Origin of the sequence: Streptomyces sp. NPDC058664 (assembly GCF_042716635.1) — a bacterium.
Classification (GTDB): Bacteria; Actinomycetota; Actinomycetes; order Streptomycetales; family Streptomycetaceae; genus Streptomyces.
This window is the reverse complement of record NZ_JBHXRW010000068.1, coordinates 21,698-38,331: the sequence shown is the minus strand read 5'-3', so window position 1 is coordinate 38,331 and position 16,634 is coordinate 21,698. Positions and strand designations below refer to the sequence as shown.

General features: G+C 73.7%; 12 protein-coding genes. 8 read left to right on the top strand and 4 right to left on the bottom strand.

Annotation, left to right across the window (positions count from 1 at the left end; translation table 11 throughout):
- The first annotated feature begins 185 nt into the window (after positions 1-185).
- The 5 genes from ACFWUY_RS35335 to ACFWUY_RS35315 all read left to right on the top strand — a co-directional run bounded on the left by ACFWUY_RS35335 (position 186) and on the right by ACFWUY_RS35315 (position 4,497).
- On the top strand, positions 186-1,145 hold the full coding sequence (locus ACFWUY_RS35335; RefSeq protein ID WP_384119533.1) for a Zn-ribbon domain-containing OB-fold protein: 960 nt from the start codon (positions 186-188) through the stop codon (positions 1,143-1,145).
- Positions 1,142-2,209, top strand: a complete 1,068-nt coding sequence (locus ACFWUY_RS35330) for a thiolase domain-containing protein (RefSeq protein ID WP_384119529.1) — start codon at positions 1,142-1,144, stop codon at positions 2,207-2,209. The genes ACFWUY_RS35335 and ACFWUY_RS35330 overlap by 4 nt, the downstream gene beginning before the upstream one ends.
- Positions 2,202-3,368 (top strand): thiolase domain-containing protein, encoded by a 1,167-nt coding sequence (locus tag ACFWUY_RS35325; RefSeq protein ID WP_384119527.1) that lies wholly within the window; start codon positions 2,202-2,204, stop codon positions 3,366-3,368. Before ACFWUY_RS35330 ends, ACFWUY_RS35325 begins: the two co-directional genes overlap by 8 nt.
- Positions 3,369-3,614: 246 nt before the next feature.
- Positions 3,615-4,115: a hypothetical protein gene (locus ACFWUY_RS35320; protein WP_384119524.1), complete on the top strand. Its 501-nt coding sequence runs from the start codon at positions 3,615-3,617 to the stop codon at positions 4,113-4,115.
- Between the two features lie 16 nt (positions 4,116-4,131).
- Positions 4,132-4,497 (top strand): RNA-binding S4 domain-containing protein, encoded by a 366-nt coding sequence (locus ACFWUY_RS35315; protein ID WP_384119521.1) that lies wholly within the window; start codon positions 4,132-4,134, stop codon positions 4,495-4,497.
- 60 nt (positions 4,498-4,557) lie between these two features.
- Here the strand turns inward: ACFWUY_RS35315 and ACFWUY_RS35310 are convergent, their stop codons facing one another.
- The 3 genes from ACFWUY_RS35310 to ACFWUY_RS35300 form a co-directional block, all read right to left on the bottom strand.
- The gene (locus tag ACFWUY_RS35310; RefSeq protein WP_384119520.1) at positions 4,558-6,756 is read right to left on the bottom strand and encodes a germacradienol/geosmin synthase; all 2,199 of its coding nucleotides are present in this window, start codon (positions 6,754-6,756) and stop codon (positions 4,558-4,560) included.
- 159 nt (positions 6,757-6,915) lie between these two features.
- Positions 6,916-8,835 (bottom strand): N-acetylmuramoyl-L-alanine amidase, encoded by a 1,920-nt coding sequence (locus ACFWUY_RS35305; protein ID WP_384119517.1) that lies wholly within the window; start codon positions 8,833-8,835, stop codon positions 6,916-6,918.
- Between the two features lie 370 nt (positions 8,836-9,205).
- Entirely contained in the window at positions 9,206-10,333 is a 1,128-nt protein-coding gene (locus tag ACFWUY_RS35300; RefSeq protein ID WP_384119514.1) for an aminoglycoside phosphotransferase family protein, read from the bottom strand.
- Between the two features lie 233 nt (positions 10,334-10,566).
- On the opposite strand from ACFWUY_RS35300, the gene ACFWUY_RS35295 reads away from it, so the two are divergent.
- Positions 10,567-12,060: a hypothetical protein gene (locus ACFWUY_RS35295; protein ID WP_384119511.1), complete on the top strand. Its 1,494-nt coding sequence runs from the start codon at positions 10,567-10,569 to the stop codon at positions 12,058-12,060.
- Positions 12,061-12,248: 188 nt separating this feature from the next.
- Here ACFWUY_RS35295 and ACFWUY_RS35290 read toward each other — a convergent pair whose 3' ends face one another.
- Complete coding sequence (locus tag ACFWUY_RS35290; protein ID WP_384119508.1) at positions 12,249-13,742, bottom strand: PP2C family protein-serine/threonine phosphatase; 1,494 nt, start codon at positions 13,740-13,742, stop codon at positions 12,249-12,251.
- A gap of 587 nt (positions 13,743-14,329) precedes the next feature.
- Between ACFWUY_RS35290 and ACFWUY_RS35285 the strand changes: the two genes are divergently transcribed.
- Together ACFWUY_RS35285 and ACFWUY_RS35280 are read left to right on the top strand one after the other, a co-directional pair.
- The gene (locus ACFWUY_RS35285; protein ID WP_384119542.1) at positions 14,330-15,337 is read left to right on the top strand and encodes a hypothetical protein; all 1,008 of its coding nucleotides are present in this window, start codon (positions 14,330-14,332) and stop codon (positions 15,335-15,337) included.
- Between the two features lie 76 nt (positions 15,338-15,413).
- Positions 15,414-16,619, top strand: a complete 1,206-nt coding sequence (locus ACFWUY_RS35280; protein WP_384119505.1) for a pyridoxal-phosphate dependent enzyme — start codon at positions 15,414-15,416, stop codon at positions 16,617-16,619.
- The last annotated feature ends 15 nt before the right edge of the window (positions 16,620-16,634 follow it).

Sequence of the window (16,634 nt, the reverse complement as noted above, 5' to 3'; positions counted from 1 at the left end):
CGGGGGGCCCCCCCCCGCCCCCCCGCGCCCACAACGGGGGGGGGTCTTTAATGTACCGCCGGCCGGAGTTTGTTGGAGGGGGGTCCGGGGCGGAGCCCCAGTTCGGGAAGGGGCGGGGCGGGGAGAAGGCCCCGCGCAGCGGCCCCACCGCATCCACCACCGACCGGCCATCAAGGAGCCCGCACATGACCGTCACCCCACCCCCCGAGACCCTCCGCGCCCCCCTCACCGTCGAGTTCGCCTTCACCCGCTCCCTCGGCCCCGTCCAGTCAGCCTTCCTCACCGGACTGCGCGAGCGGACCGTGCTCGGCGTCCGCACGGAGGCGGGCGAGGTGCTCGTCCCGCCCGTCGAGTACGACCCCGCCACCGCCGCCGAGCTCCGCGACCTCGTCGAGGTCGGCGCCACCGGCACCGTCACCACCTGGGCCTGGAACCACGAGCCCCGCCCCGGCCAGCCCCTGACGACTCCCTTCGCCTGGGTCCTCGTCCGCCTCGACGGCGCCGACACCGCCCTCCTGCACGCCCTCGACGCACCCGGCCCGGAATCCGTCCGCACCGGACTGCGGGTCCGGATCCGCTGGGCCGCCGAACGGACCGGCGCGATCACGGACATCGCGTGCTTCGAGCCGTACGACAGCGCCCGGGCCGTCGAACCCGAACCGCACACGGGTCAGCTCGACGACCCCGTCACCGGCATCGTCGCCCCCGCGCGCCTCGACTACACCTACAGCCCCGGCCGCGCCCAGACCCGCTATCTGCACGCGCTCGCCGAGCGCCGTACCGTCGGCGAACGCTGCCCGTCCTGCGCCAAGGTGTACGTGCCGCCCCGCGGCGCCTGCCCCACCTGCGGCGTCGCCACCACCGACCAGGTCGAGGTCGGCCCCCGGGGCACCGTCACCACCTACTGCATCGTCAACATCAAGGCGAAGAACCTGGACATCGAGGTCCCGTACGTCTACGCCCACATCGCCCTCGACGGCGCAGGGCTCGCCCTCCACGGCCGTATCGCCGGCATCCCCTACGACCAGGTCCGCATGGGCCTGCGCGTCGAACCCGTCTGGAGCGAGGACGGCCGCTACCCCGACCACTACCGGCCCGCCGGCGAACCCGACGCCGACTACGACACCTACAAGGAGCTGCTGTGACGCCGCACCGGCCCGGCCGCGAGGTGGCGATCGTCGCCTTCGCCCAGAGCGACCACCGCCGCCGCACCGACGACCTCTCCGAGGTCGAGATGGTCATGCCCGTCCTCCACGAGGTGCTCCGGCGGACCGGGCTCAAGGCCTCCGACATCGGCTTCACCTGTTCCGGCTCCTCCGACTACCTGGCCGGCCGGGCCTTCTCCTTCACCATGGCCCTCGACGGTGTCGGAGCCTGGCCGCCGATCTCCGAGTCCCACGTCGAGACCGACGGCGCCTGGGCGCTGTACGAGGCCTGGGTGAAGCTCCTCACCGGCGAGGCCGACACCGCCCTCGTCTACGCCTACGGCAAGTCCTCGTCCGGCTCCGTCCGCGACGTCCTCACCCGCCAGCTCGACCCGTACTACCTCGCCCCGCTCTGGCCCGACTCCGTCGCCCTCGCCGCCCTCCAGGCGCAGGCGCTCGTCGACGCCGGCGACACCGACGAGGCGGCCCTCGCGGGCATCGCCGCCCGCAGCCGCGCCGACGCCGCCGACCATCCGCACGCCCAGCTGCGCGGGGCCCGCCCGCAGGGCGGCTACATCGTCCGACCGCTCCGCACCGGTGACTGCCCGCCCATCGGGGACGGGGCCGCCGCCGTGATCCTCGCCGCCGGGGACCGGGCCCGCGAACTCTGCGACCGGCCCGCCTGGATCCGGGGCATGGACCACCGGATCGAGGCCCACTCGCTCGGCGTCCGCGACCTCACCGACTCGCCCTCCACCCGCCTCGCCGCCGAACGCGCCGGAGCCTTCGAGAGGCCCGTCGACACCGCCGAACTCCACGCCCCCTTCACCTCCCAGGAAGTCGTCCTCGCCAAGGCGCTCCGCCTCGACGGCACCGTCCGGATCAACCCCTCGGGCGGCGCCCTCGCCGCCAACCCCGTCATGGCCACCGGGCTCGTCCGGCTCGGCGAGGCCGCCGCCCGCGTCCACCGCGGCGACTCCGACCGCGCCCTCGCCCACGCCACCTCAGGACCCTGCCTGCAACAGAACCTGGTCGCCGTCCTGGAAGGGGACCCCCGTGCCTAAAGAGCCCGTCGCCGTCGTCGGCATCGGCCAGACCAAGCACGTCGCCGCGCGCCGGGACGTGTCGATCGCCGGACTCGTCCGCGAGGCCGCCGTCCGCGCCCTCGCGGACGCGGAGCTGACCTGGGCCGACATCGACGCCGTGGTCATCGGCAAGGCCCCCGACTTCTTCGAGGGCGTGATGATGCCGGAGCTGTACCTCGCCGACGCCCTCGGCGCGGTCGGCAAGCCGATGCTCCGGGTGCACACCGCCGGTTCGGTCGGCGGCTCCACCGCCCTCGTCGCCGCCAACCTGGTCGCCGCCCGCGTCCACGGGACCGTCCTCACCCTCGCCTTCGAGAAGCAGTCCGAGTCCAACGCCATGTGGGGCCTCTCCCTGCCGGTCCCCTTCCAGCAGCCGCTGCTCGCCGGCGCCGGGGGCTTCTTCGCCCCGCACGTCCGGGCCTACATGCGCCGCACCGGCGCCCCCGACACGATCGGTTCCCTCGTCGCGTACAAGGACCGGCGCAACGCGCTCCTCAACTCGTACGCCCACCTCCACGAGCACGACCTCACCCTGGAGAAGGTGCAGGCCTCCCCGATGCTCTGGGACCCGATCCGCTACTCGGAGACCTGCCCCTCCTCGGACGGCGCCTGTGCGATGGTCCTCACCGACCGCGCCGGCGCGGCCCGTTCGCCCCGGCCGCCCGCCTGGGTGCACGGCGGGGCGATGCGCAGCGAACCCACCCTCTTCGCGGGCAAGGACTTCGTCTCGCCGCGCGCAGGCCGGGACTGCGCCGCCGACGTCTACCGGCAGGCCGGCGTCACCGACCCCCGGCGGGAGATCGACGCCGTCGAGATGTACGTGCCGTTCTCCTGGTACGAGCCGATGTGGCTGGAGAACCTGGGCTTCGCCGAGGAGGGCGAGGGCTGGAAGCTCACCGAGGCCGGCGTCACCGAACTCGGCGGCGACCTGCCCGTGAACCCCTCCGGCGGGGTGCTCTCCACCAACCCCATCGGCGCCTCCGGGATGATCCGCTTCGCCGAGGCCGCCCTCCAGGTACGCGGGGAAGCGGGCGGCCACCAGGTCGACGGCGCGCACCGGGCCCTCGGGCACGCCTACGGAGGCGGCGCGCAGTTCTTCTCCATGTGGCTCGTGGGGGACACCCCGCCCGCCGGCTGAGCGGGGACGCCGGACCCGGTGTCCGGGCCCGACCCGGAACACCTGGCGACGCTCACGGTCCGTGACCTCCGGGCCGCTCAGGTCACCGTCCGCGACCGGGGCGGGGGTCCCCCACCCGGGCGCGGCGCGGCGCCACGACGGGCCCGGGAACCCGGGACGGGGGCTCCCGGACCCCCTCGGACGGCGCGCGCCGCCCGGAGCCGCCCGACGCGTCGCGGCACGCGCCCGGGCACGTACCATGGCCGTATGTCCTTCCTCCGCCGCCGCAGCGCCGCCACACCCGCGGGCCCGGACTTCGATGTCCTGGCCATGGATCCGGGGGACTGGCCCGGCAATCTCGGCGCCGGTCTGCTGCCCGCGCCCGACGGCTCCTGCCAGGGTGTCTTCCTCCGGTACGACCTGTTCGGCGGCCGGGGACCCGCGATGATCATCGGCAATCTCCCGGAGGGCTCGCCGGCGCGCGAGCTCGGGGAGGGCCAGATCCCCTTCGAGGTGGCCCAGCTCCTGGCCGCCCTGGAGAACGACGAGCCGGTCGAGGTCCTCGACACCGAGGACGTCCCCGTGATGCAGGGCGACAACCTCCTGATCGTCCGCCGCCTCAAGCTCTCCGAGAGCCGCATCTCCTGCGTCCAGTTCGACCGCAGCGACAACGTCCTCGTGACGATCGCCAGTTGGGACCGGCCGATCACCGACGACCTGTACGCGCTGCTCAAGCCGCTGCCCGCCGAGCTGTTCCAGCAGGGCTGACGGGGAGCGGGGGCCGATGAGCGCACGCGTCGACAGCTGGGTCTGGGCGGTCCGCCTCACCAAGACCCGTTCGCAGGCCGCCGCGGCCTGCCGGGCCGGGCACGTCAAGGTCAACGGCGAGCGGGCCAAGCCCGCCCAGCCGGTGAAGCCCGGTGACGAGGTCCGGATCTTCCACGGCGGCCGTGAGCGGATCGTCGAGGTCAAGGTGCTCCACACCAAGCGGGTGGGCCCGCCGGTCGCCGTCGAGGCGTACGTGGACAACAGCCCGCCACCGCCGCCGCGCGAGCACGTGGCGGTCGCCGCCGTCCGCGACCGCGGTGCCGGACGCCCCACCAAGCGCGACCGGCGCGAACTGGACGAGCTGCGCGGCCGGCGTCCCTGATCCGCACCGGCACGAGGGCCGTCCACGGGAGGTGTTCCCGCGGACGGCCCTCGTCCGTGGTCAGCGCGTCGCGGATCCGATCAGCGAGGCCACCCGGGCGGCCGAGGTGCCAAGACCCGTCGGGCCCCGGCCCACGAGCGGCGTGCCGCTGCCGACGTGGACGTCCTCCGCGCGGTAACGCCGCACGCTCCGGTGCCAGTTGAGGATTCCCGCGAGCCAGTCCTCCAGCTCCCGGAGGTACGCCTCGAAGGCCGCCCTGCCCTCCTGGTCGAGGCCGAAGTCCTCGTAGAGCAGGGGGACTTCGGTCTTCTTGAGGTGCTCGTACTGGTCCAGCCGCCCGCGCATCAGATCGTCGACCATCGCCACCGCCGTCGGGTAGTCGCAGTCGAAGAACTTCTGCAGGACGAGCACGCCGTTGTGCACCTCGCCCTCGACCTCGATCTCCTTCTGGTACGAGAACAGGTCGTTGAGGAGCGTCGCGTAGTCGGAGACCGAGTGCTCCAGGGCCCGGACCGTTCCCGTCCGGTAGATCTCGGGAGGCAGGGTCCCGGTGCGCCGCAGCCGGCACAGCAGCATCGTCAGCTCGGAGCCGAAGGTGGTCCGGCGCATCTCGATGTAGTCCACCGGATCGGGCACGCGGTGCTGGGCCTGGTTGTGCAGCTCCCACAGCCAGCTGTCGAGCATCGCGTCCAGGGCGGCCCGGAGCTGGCTCCGCGCCTCCGGGCCCATCGGCCCCGAGGTGCGCGCCCAGAGGTCGGCGAGCGAGACCTCCAGGGGATGGGAGGCGAACGTCCGCCCGGCCTCCGGATCCGCCACCGGCATACAGGACTTGAGCCGCTCCGTGAGCCGCTTCGCGCCGGCCAGGTCGCGCGGCCGCCCGAAGACGAGGGGGTAGTAGTCGTCTCCGTACGTCCCCCAGGTCAGCCACTCGGCGCTGAGTTCCAGCTCCTCCGGGGTGGCGTCCGGGTCGAGCCCCGCCGAGCAGAGCGCCAGGTCGAAGCCCTCCATCATCGGACGGTCCCAGATGTCGTCCAGGAACCCCATCCGCTCGGCCCAGTCCTCGGACCGCCGCTTCGCCTCCTGGTGGTGCGGGCTGAGCGTCAGCGGGTACGGCAGGTCGAAGTCCGGCAGCAGCGAAGGTCCCACGTGCTGGTGCGGCAGGTGCGTGAGGGTGCGCAGCCTGGAGGCCGCCGGCCGGCCGAAGAGGTTCCGGACGTCGAGGGCGGAGGTGCCGATGATCCCGTCCAGGTGCGAGGGTCCCCCGACCATGCCCTCGTTCATGTACCGGCTGGAGCGCATGTGCCACTCGTGGCCGCCGGACTGCCAGTCCTGCAGCCCCTTGGCGTACGCCGCCACGGCCGCGCACTCGGCCGGGTCGAGCCCCTTCTCGGCGGCGAGCAGCGGCACCTCGGTCAGGGCCGTGTTCTCGAACTGCTGGAGCCGCGAGGTCAGCAGGTCGTTGACGGCGTTCGCCGCCTCCTGCGTCGTGCAGCCGAGGAACCGCTCCAGGACGAGCACGCCGTTGCTGTTCTCGCCCTCGTCCTCCACCTCGCGCTGGTACGAGAAGAGGTCGTTGCGCAGGTGCACGGCGTCGGAGAAGGCGTCCCTGAGCACCCGGAGCGGCCGGGAGTGCGCCACCCGGTCCGGGACCTCCGCCCCTGCCGCGTACTCGACGAGCCCGGCCGACCAGGGCGCGCCGCCCACCTTGCGGCGCATCTCGATGTACTCGACGGGGTTGGCGACGCGCCCGTCGTTGATGTTGTCGAGTTCCCAGAGGGACTCGTAGAGGAGGTGTTCGGTGGCTTCCGCGAACCGCGTCCGCCAGCCCTCGGACATCGAGGGAACGGTCCGCCGCCACAGGTCGGCGAGTCCCGCCTCGACGGGGTTGGTGGGCTCGGGCATGCCCGTCGCCGGGTCCGCCGGCATGAACATCGGCAGCCGGTCCAGGTACGTCTTGCCGCCCGCCCGGTCCTGGGTCCGCTTGAAGACCTCCAGGAAGTGGTCGTCGAAGAAGAACACCCAGGTGTACCAGTCCGTGACGAGGTCGAGGGCCTTCTCGTCGCAGTCGGGATGGGTGTACGCGCAGAGCAGCGCGTAGTCGTGGGAGTCGAGGTCGTGCTGTTCCCAGACGCCTGAGCCCTCCAGCATCCCCATCTCCCGCGCCCAGTCCCGGGTGTGCGTGCGGGCGGTCTCCACGTGGGGGTTGAGCCGCGCCGGATACGGAACATAGAAATCCGGCATAACGAAGGGCTGAGGCATGTGCGGAGGGGCCTTCCGGTGAGCGGGAGCTGTTTCGGGCCCACCTTTACCCGTCGCCCGTACGGCGCACGCGATCTTCCCAATAGTCCTATGAACGCCGGAGGGGTGGTGCCGGGCCGTGCGTCCGGCACCACCCCGCGCCTTTCGGTCACCCCTCCGTCAAGCCCGGGAAACCCGCACGTCAGCGGCCTTCACAAAGGCCACCCGGTGGCCGAACTGGATCTGGTAGTACTCCTCCTGCCCTCGGACGACCGTGTGCCCACTGCTGTCGAACACCGGCGCGAAGTAGTACTCGCCCGGGGTCCGGCCGCCCACCACGTACCGCTGACCTGCGAGCAGCCCGTACGGCAGCGGCGACACCGCCTGCACCGGCACCCCCGCCGGATAGGCCGAGGCCTCCGGGTACGCCCGCCCGTACACCGGCACCGAGGCCAGTCCCTCCCGGGGGGTCAGGACAAGACCCCGCGCGTTCACCGCGGTCGGCTCCTTCCCGGGATTGTGGAACCACGCCTTCTGCCCGAGGTACCAGACCGCCGTCCAGTCGCCCCGGCGCTCCGCCACCGCGTAGCTCTGCCCCGTCGAGGCACGCGCCCCGGTGTCGTTCACCCCGGTCGTCGAGTCCTGCCCGCCCGGCCGCAGACCGATGTCCTTCACCAGGGGCGCGTCGGCGCTCGGCGCGGTGTGCAGGCGCACCGCCCCGCTGCCGTGCGGCGCGCACGCCACTCCCACCGTCGCGCAGCCCGTGTAGACCGGCCGGTGGTCGCCGTAGTCGGGCCGGATCGTCACCACGCCCGCGTCAGGACCGGCGCTCGGGGTGATCGGACGGCCCAGGAGGCGGAAGTAGTGCGCCCAGTCCCAGTACGGCCCCGGGTCCGTGTGCATGCCCCTGATGGTGGACGTCACCGTGCCCGGCACGTTGTCGTGGCCCAGGACGTGCTGCCGGTCGAGGGGGATGTCGTACCGCGCGGCGAGGTACCGCACGAGCCGCGCCGACGTCCGGTACATCGCCTCCGTGTACCAGGAGTCCGGCGAGGTGAGGAAGCCCTCGTGTTCGAGACCCACCGACTTGGCGTTCACGAACCAGTTGCCCGCGTGCCAGCCCACGTCCTTGAGCGGCAGGTGCTGGGCGATGTGCCCGTCGGAGGAGCGCAGCGAGTACTGCCAGGACACGTACGTCGGGTCCCGCACCAGCTTCAGGGTGACGTCCCAGACGGCCTCGGTGTCATGGATGACGATGTAGTCGATCGACTGGGAGGAGGGCCGGTCCGCCTTGTCGTGGTTGCCGTAGTCGCCGTCGCCGAACTCCTCGTACGGCGCGGGGATCCACTCGCAGGCCACCGAGGCCGGACACTCCACGGGCCCGGCGGCCGGCCGGCGCAGCCCGAGGGCGGCCACCTGCTCCGTCGCCGGCGCGACCGCCGGCGCGGCCGGCAGGGTCACCACCTGCCCGTTGTCCGTCGTCCGGGACTCCCCGCCCCGGATCACGTCGAACACGTCGTTCGCGTACGTGGCCGCCGTCGCCGAGTCGTCCGCGCCGGAGTACCGCGCCACCGCCCCGTACCAGTCGGCCGGGTCCGCGCTCGCCGGAAGCCCGGCCTCCCTCTGCGCGGCGGCGAGCAGCGCCGCCCCGCCCTCGATGTTCGCCGCCGTGCCGGTACGCAGCTCCTCGGCCGGGATCCCGGACAGCGCGGACGCCCGCTCCAGGGTCCGCAGCCGGGCGGGCAGCGACTCCGCGGCCGGGACCGGCGCCTCGGCACCGGAGCGCACGGCGCGCGAGGAGTCGCCGCGCGGGTCCTCCTCGCCCTCCGAGTGGTGCGGGGCCGCGGCGGCGAGCGCCGTCACCGCGTCCGTCAGGTGCATCGGCCCGTAACCGCCGGTCACACTCGGCGCACCGCCGTGGCCGTCCCAGCGCGACTGGAGGTACGAGACGGCGAGGAGCACGCTCTCCGGCACGCCGTGGCGCGCGGCCGCCCGCGCGAACTGCCCCTGGAGGGAGCTTGGATCGGGCGCCTCGGCACCGGCCGGAGGCGCGGCGGAGAGCAGGGGGAGCAGCAGGGCGGCGGACGCGAGCGCGCCCACGGCTCCGGGGAGACGAGCGGACGCCGGACGTCCGGGGGACGCGGAACGGAGCAAGGCAGCCTCCAGGGGCGGGGGTGACACGGGGGCGTGCGGGACCGGACCCGTACAGGGGTATCGGCTCCCGGACGATCCGTCAATCACGCCCACACGCGCGGAAGTTCCCACGTCAGAGCGGGAATGGAGGCCATCTGGCGGAGTTTCGCGAAGACGGGCCCCCCGCCTGGGACGCGTCAGTGGAGTGGACCATTGGCCCGGTCCCGGGGGCGGAACCGGAAGACGCCCGGAGGCGGTCGTGCCGGTGCGCCGCGTCCCGGTGTGTCGGCACCGGGCGCACGGCGCACCCCCCGTTCCGTCGGTCGGGTCCGCCCGTTCAGCGTGTCCCGACCGCCGCGCGCACGGCCCGCCGTGCCATGGCGCAGTCGTCGTGCAGCCGCCTCAGGAGCAGCCGCTGTTCCTCGCCGGGGGCGAGCGCCCCCGTGGGCACCGGTGCGGAACCGGCCGGCGGGGCCTCCTTCATCGTGCGCTGCACCGCCGTCTCATAGGTACGGATCTCCCGCGTCAGCACGATCATCAGGTTCACCAGGAAGGCGTCCCGGGAGGCCGGACCCGCCTGCTGGGCGAGCCCGCTGATCTGGCGCCTGGCCAGCGGCGCGTCACCGAGCACCGCCCACAGTGTCGCCAGGTCGTAGCCGGGCAGGTACCAGCCCGCGTGCTCCCAGTCCACGAGGACCGGCCCCGTGGGGGAGAGCAGGATGTTGGAGAGCAGGGCGTCACCGTGACAGAACTGCCCCATGCCCTGACGGCCGCCCGCGTGCGCCAGACCGTGCAGCAGCTTCTGCAGGTCGTCCCGGTCCCGGTCGGTGAAGAGCCCGAGCTCGTGGTAGCGGGCGATCCGGGTGCCGTAGTCCAGCGGGGCGTCGAAGGTACCGGCCGGCGGCCGCCAGGCGTTGAGCCGGGCGATCGCGCCGAGCGCGGCCCGCACGTCGGCCCGGGGCGGCGCCTCGACGGGGTGGCGCGACAGTGCCGCCGCCCGTCCGGGCATCCGCTCGATCACCAGCGTGCAGTTCTCCGGGTCCGCCGCGATCAGCCTCGGCGCCCGCACCGGTGGACGGTGGCGGACGAAGGAGCGGTAGGACGCTATCTCGTGCTGGAACCGCTCGACCCACGCGGGGGAGTGGTCCAGTAAACACTTCGCGACCGCCGTGGTCCGCCCGGTCGTCCCGACGATCAGTACGGAACGACCGCTGCGCCGCAGCACCTGCACCGGGTTGAACTCCGGGCAGATCCGGTGGACGGAGGCGATCGCCTTCTTCAGCTGCGCCCCCTGGGGGCCGGACAGGTCGATTCTTCCGCTGATCGGCTGGGTGCCGGTGCCTCCTGTCCAGCGCCGCGGCCGGACGGCCTGCGGGGCGGGAGCGAGGTACGGTCCGACGCCGGCCGGGACGATGCGGTGCTGCGGCCGGGGCGGGGCGGACACGGAGGACGATGCTGTGTACATGGAGGTGACAGATCCCTTCGTGTGCCGACGAGTTGCGTGCGTCGCCCCGCCCGCCCCCGGTCCGCACCCTGGGGAATGAGGGCCGGTCGGCGGGGCGGGGTGGCGCGTTCCTACCTGACACCCGGTCGCGGGTGGCGGAACATCGGGCGCACCCTGGCGAACCCTGGCGAATAGTCGCCAGCCCTATGACAGGGGGTTACTGTCAACTCAGCCGAGAACCTGGGGGCTTAGACGTGACCGGAGAAACCAACACCCGCCTGGCAGACCTGTTCGGCCTGGCCGGCTGGTCCAAGGGCGAACTCGCGAGACTCGTCAACCGGCAGGCGGCGGCCATGGGCCACCCCCAGCTGGCGACCGACACCTCGCGGGTCCGGCGCTGGATCGACCGCGGTGAGACCCCGCGCGATCCCGTCCCCCGGGTGCTGGCAGCACTGTTCACCGAGCGACTCGGCCGTGTCGTGACCATCGAGGACCTCGGGTTCGTACGACACGGGCGCGCCGGGAAACGGCAGGACGTCAGGAAGACGGAGAACCCTGACGGGCTGCCCTGGGCACCCGATCGTACGGCGGCGGTCCTCACCGAATTCACGGGAATGGACCTCATGCTCAACCGACGCGGCCTGGTGGGCGCGGGTGCCGCGCTTGCCGCCGGCTCCGTACTCAGCAACGCCATGCACGACTGGCTGCAGACCGACCCCGCACGCCGGTCCACCCCCCAGCGGGACATCGATCCCCTCCACGCCGATCCCGCCGGGTTCGACCGCTACGAGGCCGCCCCCATCGGGTCGCAGGAGATCGAGGCCCTGGAGCACTCGGTGGAGGTGTTCCGCCGCTGGGACGCCTCCCGGGGCGGCGGCCTCCAGCGCAAGGCCGTGGTGGGCCAGCTCAACGAGGTGGGCGGCATGCTCGCCTACCGCCACGCCGACCACCTCCAGCGGCGCCTGTGGGGGGTCGCCGCCAACCTCGCCGTCCTCGCCGGCTGGATGTCGCACGACGTGGGCCTCGAACCCACGGCGCAGAAGTACTTCGTGATCGCCGCCCACGCGGCCCGCGAGGGCGGCGACCGGCCCCGGGCCGGCGAGGCGCTGTCCCGCGCCGCCCGGCAGATGGTGCATCTGGGCAGGCCCGACGACGCCCTCGACCTCATGAAGCTGGCCATCGACGGTTCGGGCGAGCGGGTGCTGCCCCGGACCCAGGCCATGTTCCACACCATCGAGGCCTGGGCACAGGCCTCGATGGGCCGCGGGCAGGCCATGCGCCGCACCCTCGGCGAGGCCGAGGAACTGTTCGTGTCCGACCGGCGCGACGAGCAGACGCCGAGCTGGATGCAGAACTTCGACGAGGCCGACATGCACGGCATGCAGGCACTCGCCTACCGCACCCTCGCCGATCACGACCCGACCGCCGCGGTCCCCGCCCAGCGCCACGCCAGGCTGGCGATCGAACTGCGGAGCGACGGCCATGACCGCTCGAAGCTCTTCGACCACATCTCGCTCGCCTCGGCCTGCTTCATCGCCGACGACCCGGAGCAGGCCGACCGGTACGCCCGGCTCGCCCTGATCTCCATGGGGAAGACCTCGTCCCATCGCACCTGGGACCGGCTGCGGGAGATGTACCGGCTCACCGGGCAGTACGCCGGCTACACGAAGATCGAGCACCTGCGCGAGGAGATCGCCGAGGTCCTGCCGAGGTCACCGGTCAACCGGCCGAGGACGGGGCAGGCGTGAGCGGGAAGGACCGGCAGGGGACGACGGCCGGCCAGGGCCACCCGCGTACGGTCCGCGTCCGGCCCACCGCCGGTGCCCTCCGGCCCCGGCAGCCACGCACGGCCGGCGTCTGACCGGTACGGCCGGTACCCGACTCCACCGCACCACCGCACGGGGCCGGTGCCCGACCCCGGACCGTTCGCGCGCCGTCAGCGTCCGACCCGGACCACCATCACACAGGCGTCGTCCGCGCGCCGTTCCTCGCCGAACTCCTCGACCACCGCACGCACACCGTCCTGGGCGTCCCGCGCCCCGGAGAGCCGGCGGCCGAGGGCGAGCAGCCGTCGCGCGCCCGTGTCATCGCCCGTACCGCTGCCACGGGTCAGCCCGTCGGTGTGCAGGACGAGCAGGTCACCGGGGAGCAGTCGGGTCTCGGCCTCGCCGTACACGGCCCCGGTCGTCGCCCCGAGGAGCACACCCTCGGGGCGGCGCAGGACGTGCCCCGTCCCGTCGCGGAACAGCAGGGGGGCGGGGTGTCCGGCCTGCGCCCAGGCCAGCGTCTGGGCGACCGGGTCGTAACGGCAGCACATCGCACTGCCGAGCGCGGGCTGGACGGAGGTCTCCAGGAGCTGGTTGAGGTGACCCATCAGGGCGGCCGGGCGGATCCCCGCGACCGCCATGCCGCGCAGCGCGCCCAGGAGCATGGCCATCGAGGAGGTCGCGGCGACCCCGTGACCCGTCAGGTCGCCGACGGTGAGCAGCGCGTCGCCGTCGGGCAGGGCCAGCGCGTCGTACCAGTCGCCACCGATGAGACCGGTGCTGGCGGCCGGGAGGTAGTGGGCGGCCACGTCGAGCGGGGCGGGGCCGTCGTGGGCGAAGCGGAGCGAGCCGCGCCACGGCGGGAGCACCGCCTCCTGGAGCTCGACGGCGACCCGGCGCTCGGTCTGCTCGATGCGGCGGCTGCGCTCCAGGTTGTCCCGGCTCTCGCGGACCGCCCGCTCGCTGCGCCGCAGTTCGCTGACGTCGCGGAGGACGGCCCACATCGAGGCGGTGCAGCCGTCGGCGTCGAGGACGGGCTCGCCCGTCATGTGCACCGTGCGCACCCGTCCGTCCGTCCGCACGATCCGGAACTCGCCGTCGATCGGCTTCCCGTCGATCAGACAGTCCGTCACCATGCTCTGGAGGAGGCCCTGGTCCTCGGCGAAGACCATCGTGGGCATCTCGTCGAGCGACATCGGGCCGCTCTCGCGCGTACGTCCGAAGATCTGGAACAGCTCTTCGGACCAGCTGACCTCGTCGGTGAGCAGGTTCCACTCGGCGCTGCCGACACGGGAGAGCAGTGAGCCGGTGCGCGCCGGGGCGCTCTCGCCGTACGCGGTGCCGGGGTCGGGGGGGAAGGCCGTGTCGGTGTCGGTGCCGGTATCGGTGGAGGCGTCGGTGCCGGTACTCGACTCGGGAGTGGCCTGCTCCGGGACGCCCGCGCGGAGCTGACCCAAGTGGGCGCCGAAATCGTCGAGTTGGTGGACCGCGAGGTCACAGAGGGCGCGCTGCCAGCGCTGCCGGGGGTCGTCGTCGTCCACCACGGTGTCCAGGCCCACGGCGACGAGCTCGCCGCGCAGGCGGCGGGTCTGTGAGATCAGCGCGTCCACCGCGCCCGGCTGCGGCTGCTGGGCGGGGCGGTCCGCGAACAGAGGGGACGGCATGTCGTACTCCGATACAGGCGCGGCACGGCCAGGCCAGGTGTGAAGGGAAGGCCCGGATACGACTGTTGCACAGCGCGGGAGAGCTCGTAAGAGGTTTGGCAACACTCGATCCGGTGGTGCTTCTGGCATATGCCAAAGGCCCGGCGGGGAGGGCGGGTGACATGAGGCGTTACGGTGCTGGGGTGGTGAACGACGACGGAATCGGCACGGTGGACACGCGTACGGCGGTCACGGGCGGGGCGGGTACGAGAACGGGAACGGGCGCGACGGGAACAGTAGTTACGGCAGGTACGGGTGTGGTGTCCGAGGCGCGTGGAGCGGCTGCGGATGGGACGTGGGAGGGGCGTGCGGCAGGTGTGAGCACGCCCCGTGAGACACGTACGGGCACGGCGGGAGGCGCCGCCACCGGCACGGGCCCCGGCGTCGGCACCCATGCCGCCACCGGCGCAGGCGTCCACGCCGCCGCAGGCCCCCGGGCCGCCGTCGGCGCGGTCGCCACCGCCGCCACCGCCGCCACCGCCGCCGCCCACGCCGTCATCGGCACCGCCGTCCTGCTCGCGGCCGCGCCCGCCGGGCGGGGGCGCGTGATGGACGCCGCGTCCGTCCTGCCGGCCCTCGCCGCCGTGCCGCCCGGGGCCCTCACCGGCACCACCACCGCCACCGTCGTCGAACTCGCCGACCCGCTCGACCCGCAGACCGTCCTCACCCGGCTGCGCGCCGCCGCCGCGAGCCCCGGCCCGCTGGTGGTCTGCCTCGCGGGGCAGCTCCATCTCGACCGCCGGCAGCAACTGCCCCACCTGGCGCTCGCCCGCACCACCCCGGCGACCCTCCGCTACACGGCGCTTCCGTGGCACTGGCTCGCCGGCGAACTCGCCGTACGGGCCCCCGGCACCACGACCGTCGTCGCCGACCTCGCGGCGGACCCCGCCGTGTGGGAACGCCTCGCCACCACACCCGACCTGCTGCACCTCGGGCCCGGGCCCCTCCTCTACGGGCGGGTGGCCCCCGCCCCGCGCAAGGGGGAGCCCCTGACCCCCGGGTACCTGCGGTCCTGGGCGGAGCTCTGGCGTTCCGGCGCCCGGCTCCCGTACGCCACCCTCCACGCGGAGTCCGCCGCGCACGCCGCCTCGGCCGTACCGGAGGCGCGACTCCTGGCCCCCGCCCCCACGCCCGCCCCGGTTCCCGCGCAGGACCCGCACCCCGCGATCCTGGCCGCCGCCATGGCCGGCCGGCACGGGGAGGCGGCGGCGGTGGCCGCGGCCTGGGAGCACGACGCCCTCCGCCGCCACGGGCCCCGGTCCGGGGAGGCCGTCCACTGGATGGAGGTACGGGCCGATCTCGCCCGCCTCGCCGGGGAACCCGCCCGCAGCTGCGAACTGTGGCTCGCCGCCGCCGAGGCCCGGCTCGGTCTGCGGCAGCGGACGGACGACCCCGACGTCGAGGGTGCCGTGGACCGGGCCCACCACCAGTGGGAGCGGATCGGCGACCCGGCGCGGGCCCGCGCCCTCGGCCCCGCCCTCATCGCCCTCAGGCAACGGGTCCCGGGCCGCCGCCCCGGAGCGCTGGCCGCCCTGACGCGACGCATGGCCGACTGAGCGGCGCGCCCACCAAGGCCCGCCGCTCATCGGGAACCGTCGCGCCCGCCCTCCCTCCGCACCCGAAAGACCCACCGTGACCTCGCTCGCCCTCGCCCAGCGTTCGCTCGCCGACCCGTCCGTGCGCCACCCGCTCTGGCCGCCGCTGACCCGGGGCTGTCCGGTGACCTCCACCGGCGAGGTGGCGTACCCGCTCGACATCGACTACGCCTATGACGAGGTCCCCGCCGACCTGTTCGGCCGCCCCGCCGCCCACGGTCTGGAGCGGTGGGCCCCGCTGCTGCCGCCGCTCGCCGCACCCGGTCTCGGCGAGGGCAACACCCCGCTGGTCCGACTCCGCGACGGCGTCTGGATCAAGGACGAGTCCCGGAACCCGACCTGGAGCCACAAGGACCGCCTCACCCGGGTCGCCGTCAGCGCCGCGGTCGCCTCGGGCGCGCGCGGCATCGTCGTCTCCTCGTCCGGGAACCACGGCGCGGCGGCCGCCGCGTACGCGGCCCGGGCGGGACTGCCCTGCGCCGTGTTCACCTCCCCCGACGCGCCGCCCGCCGTCGCCTCCCACGTCCGTGCCTACGGGGCGACGGTGCTGACCGTCCCGTACGCGTCGGTACGGCCCCTGATGCGGCGGATGGTCGACGAACTCGGCTTCCAGAGCGTCAGCAGCGTCACGGACACCGCCCACACCGGTCACCCCTTCGGGCCCGAGGGGTACAAGACCATCGCGTACGAGATCGCCCTCGACCTGGGCCGTGCCCCGGCGGCGGTGCATCTCCCCACCGGGTACGGCGAGTTGCTCTTCGGCGTGGCCAAGGGCTTCCAGGAGCTCGTACGCCTCGGGGTCACCGGTTCCGTCCCCCGCATGTACGCCGCCGAGCCCGCCGCCGCCGGCGCCCTCACGGAGGCGCTCCGCACCGGCCGTCCCGTCGCACGGGTGCCCGTCGGCCCGACCACCGCGTACGCCATCGACTGCGAGGTCAACAGCTATCGCGGCGTCCTCGCCATCCGCGCCACGGGAGGAGCGGCTCATACGGTGACGGACGATCAGATGGCTGCGGCCCGAGCGGAGTTGGCGTCGCAAGGCATCTGGTGCGAGACCTCCGCCGCCGCCGGCCTCGCCGCCCTGCGCACGTACGGGCCGCCGCACGAGAGCGACGGCCCGGTGGTGTGCGTGGTCACCTCCAGCGGCTACAAGGACATCGCCACGGCGAAAGAGACGTACGCGCCGACGGCCCCGGACTGGCCGTCGATCAGGACCGCCCTGGCGACCGCAGGCGAGGGGTAGCGCCGCCGCGTCGCA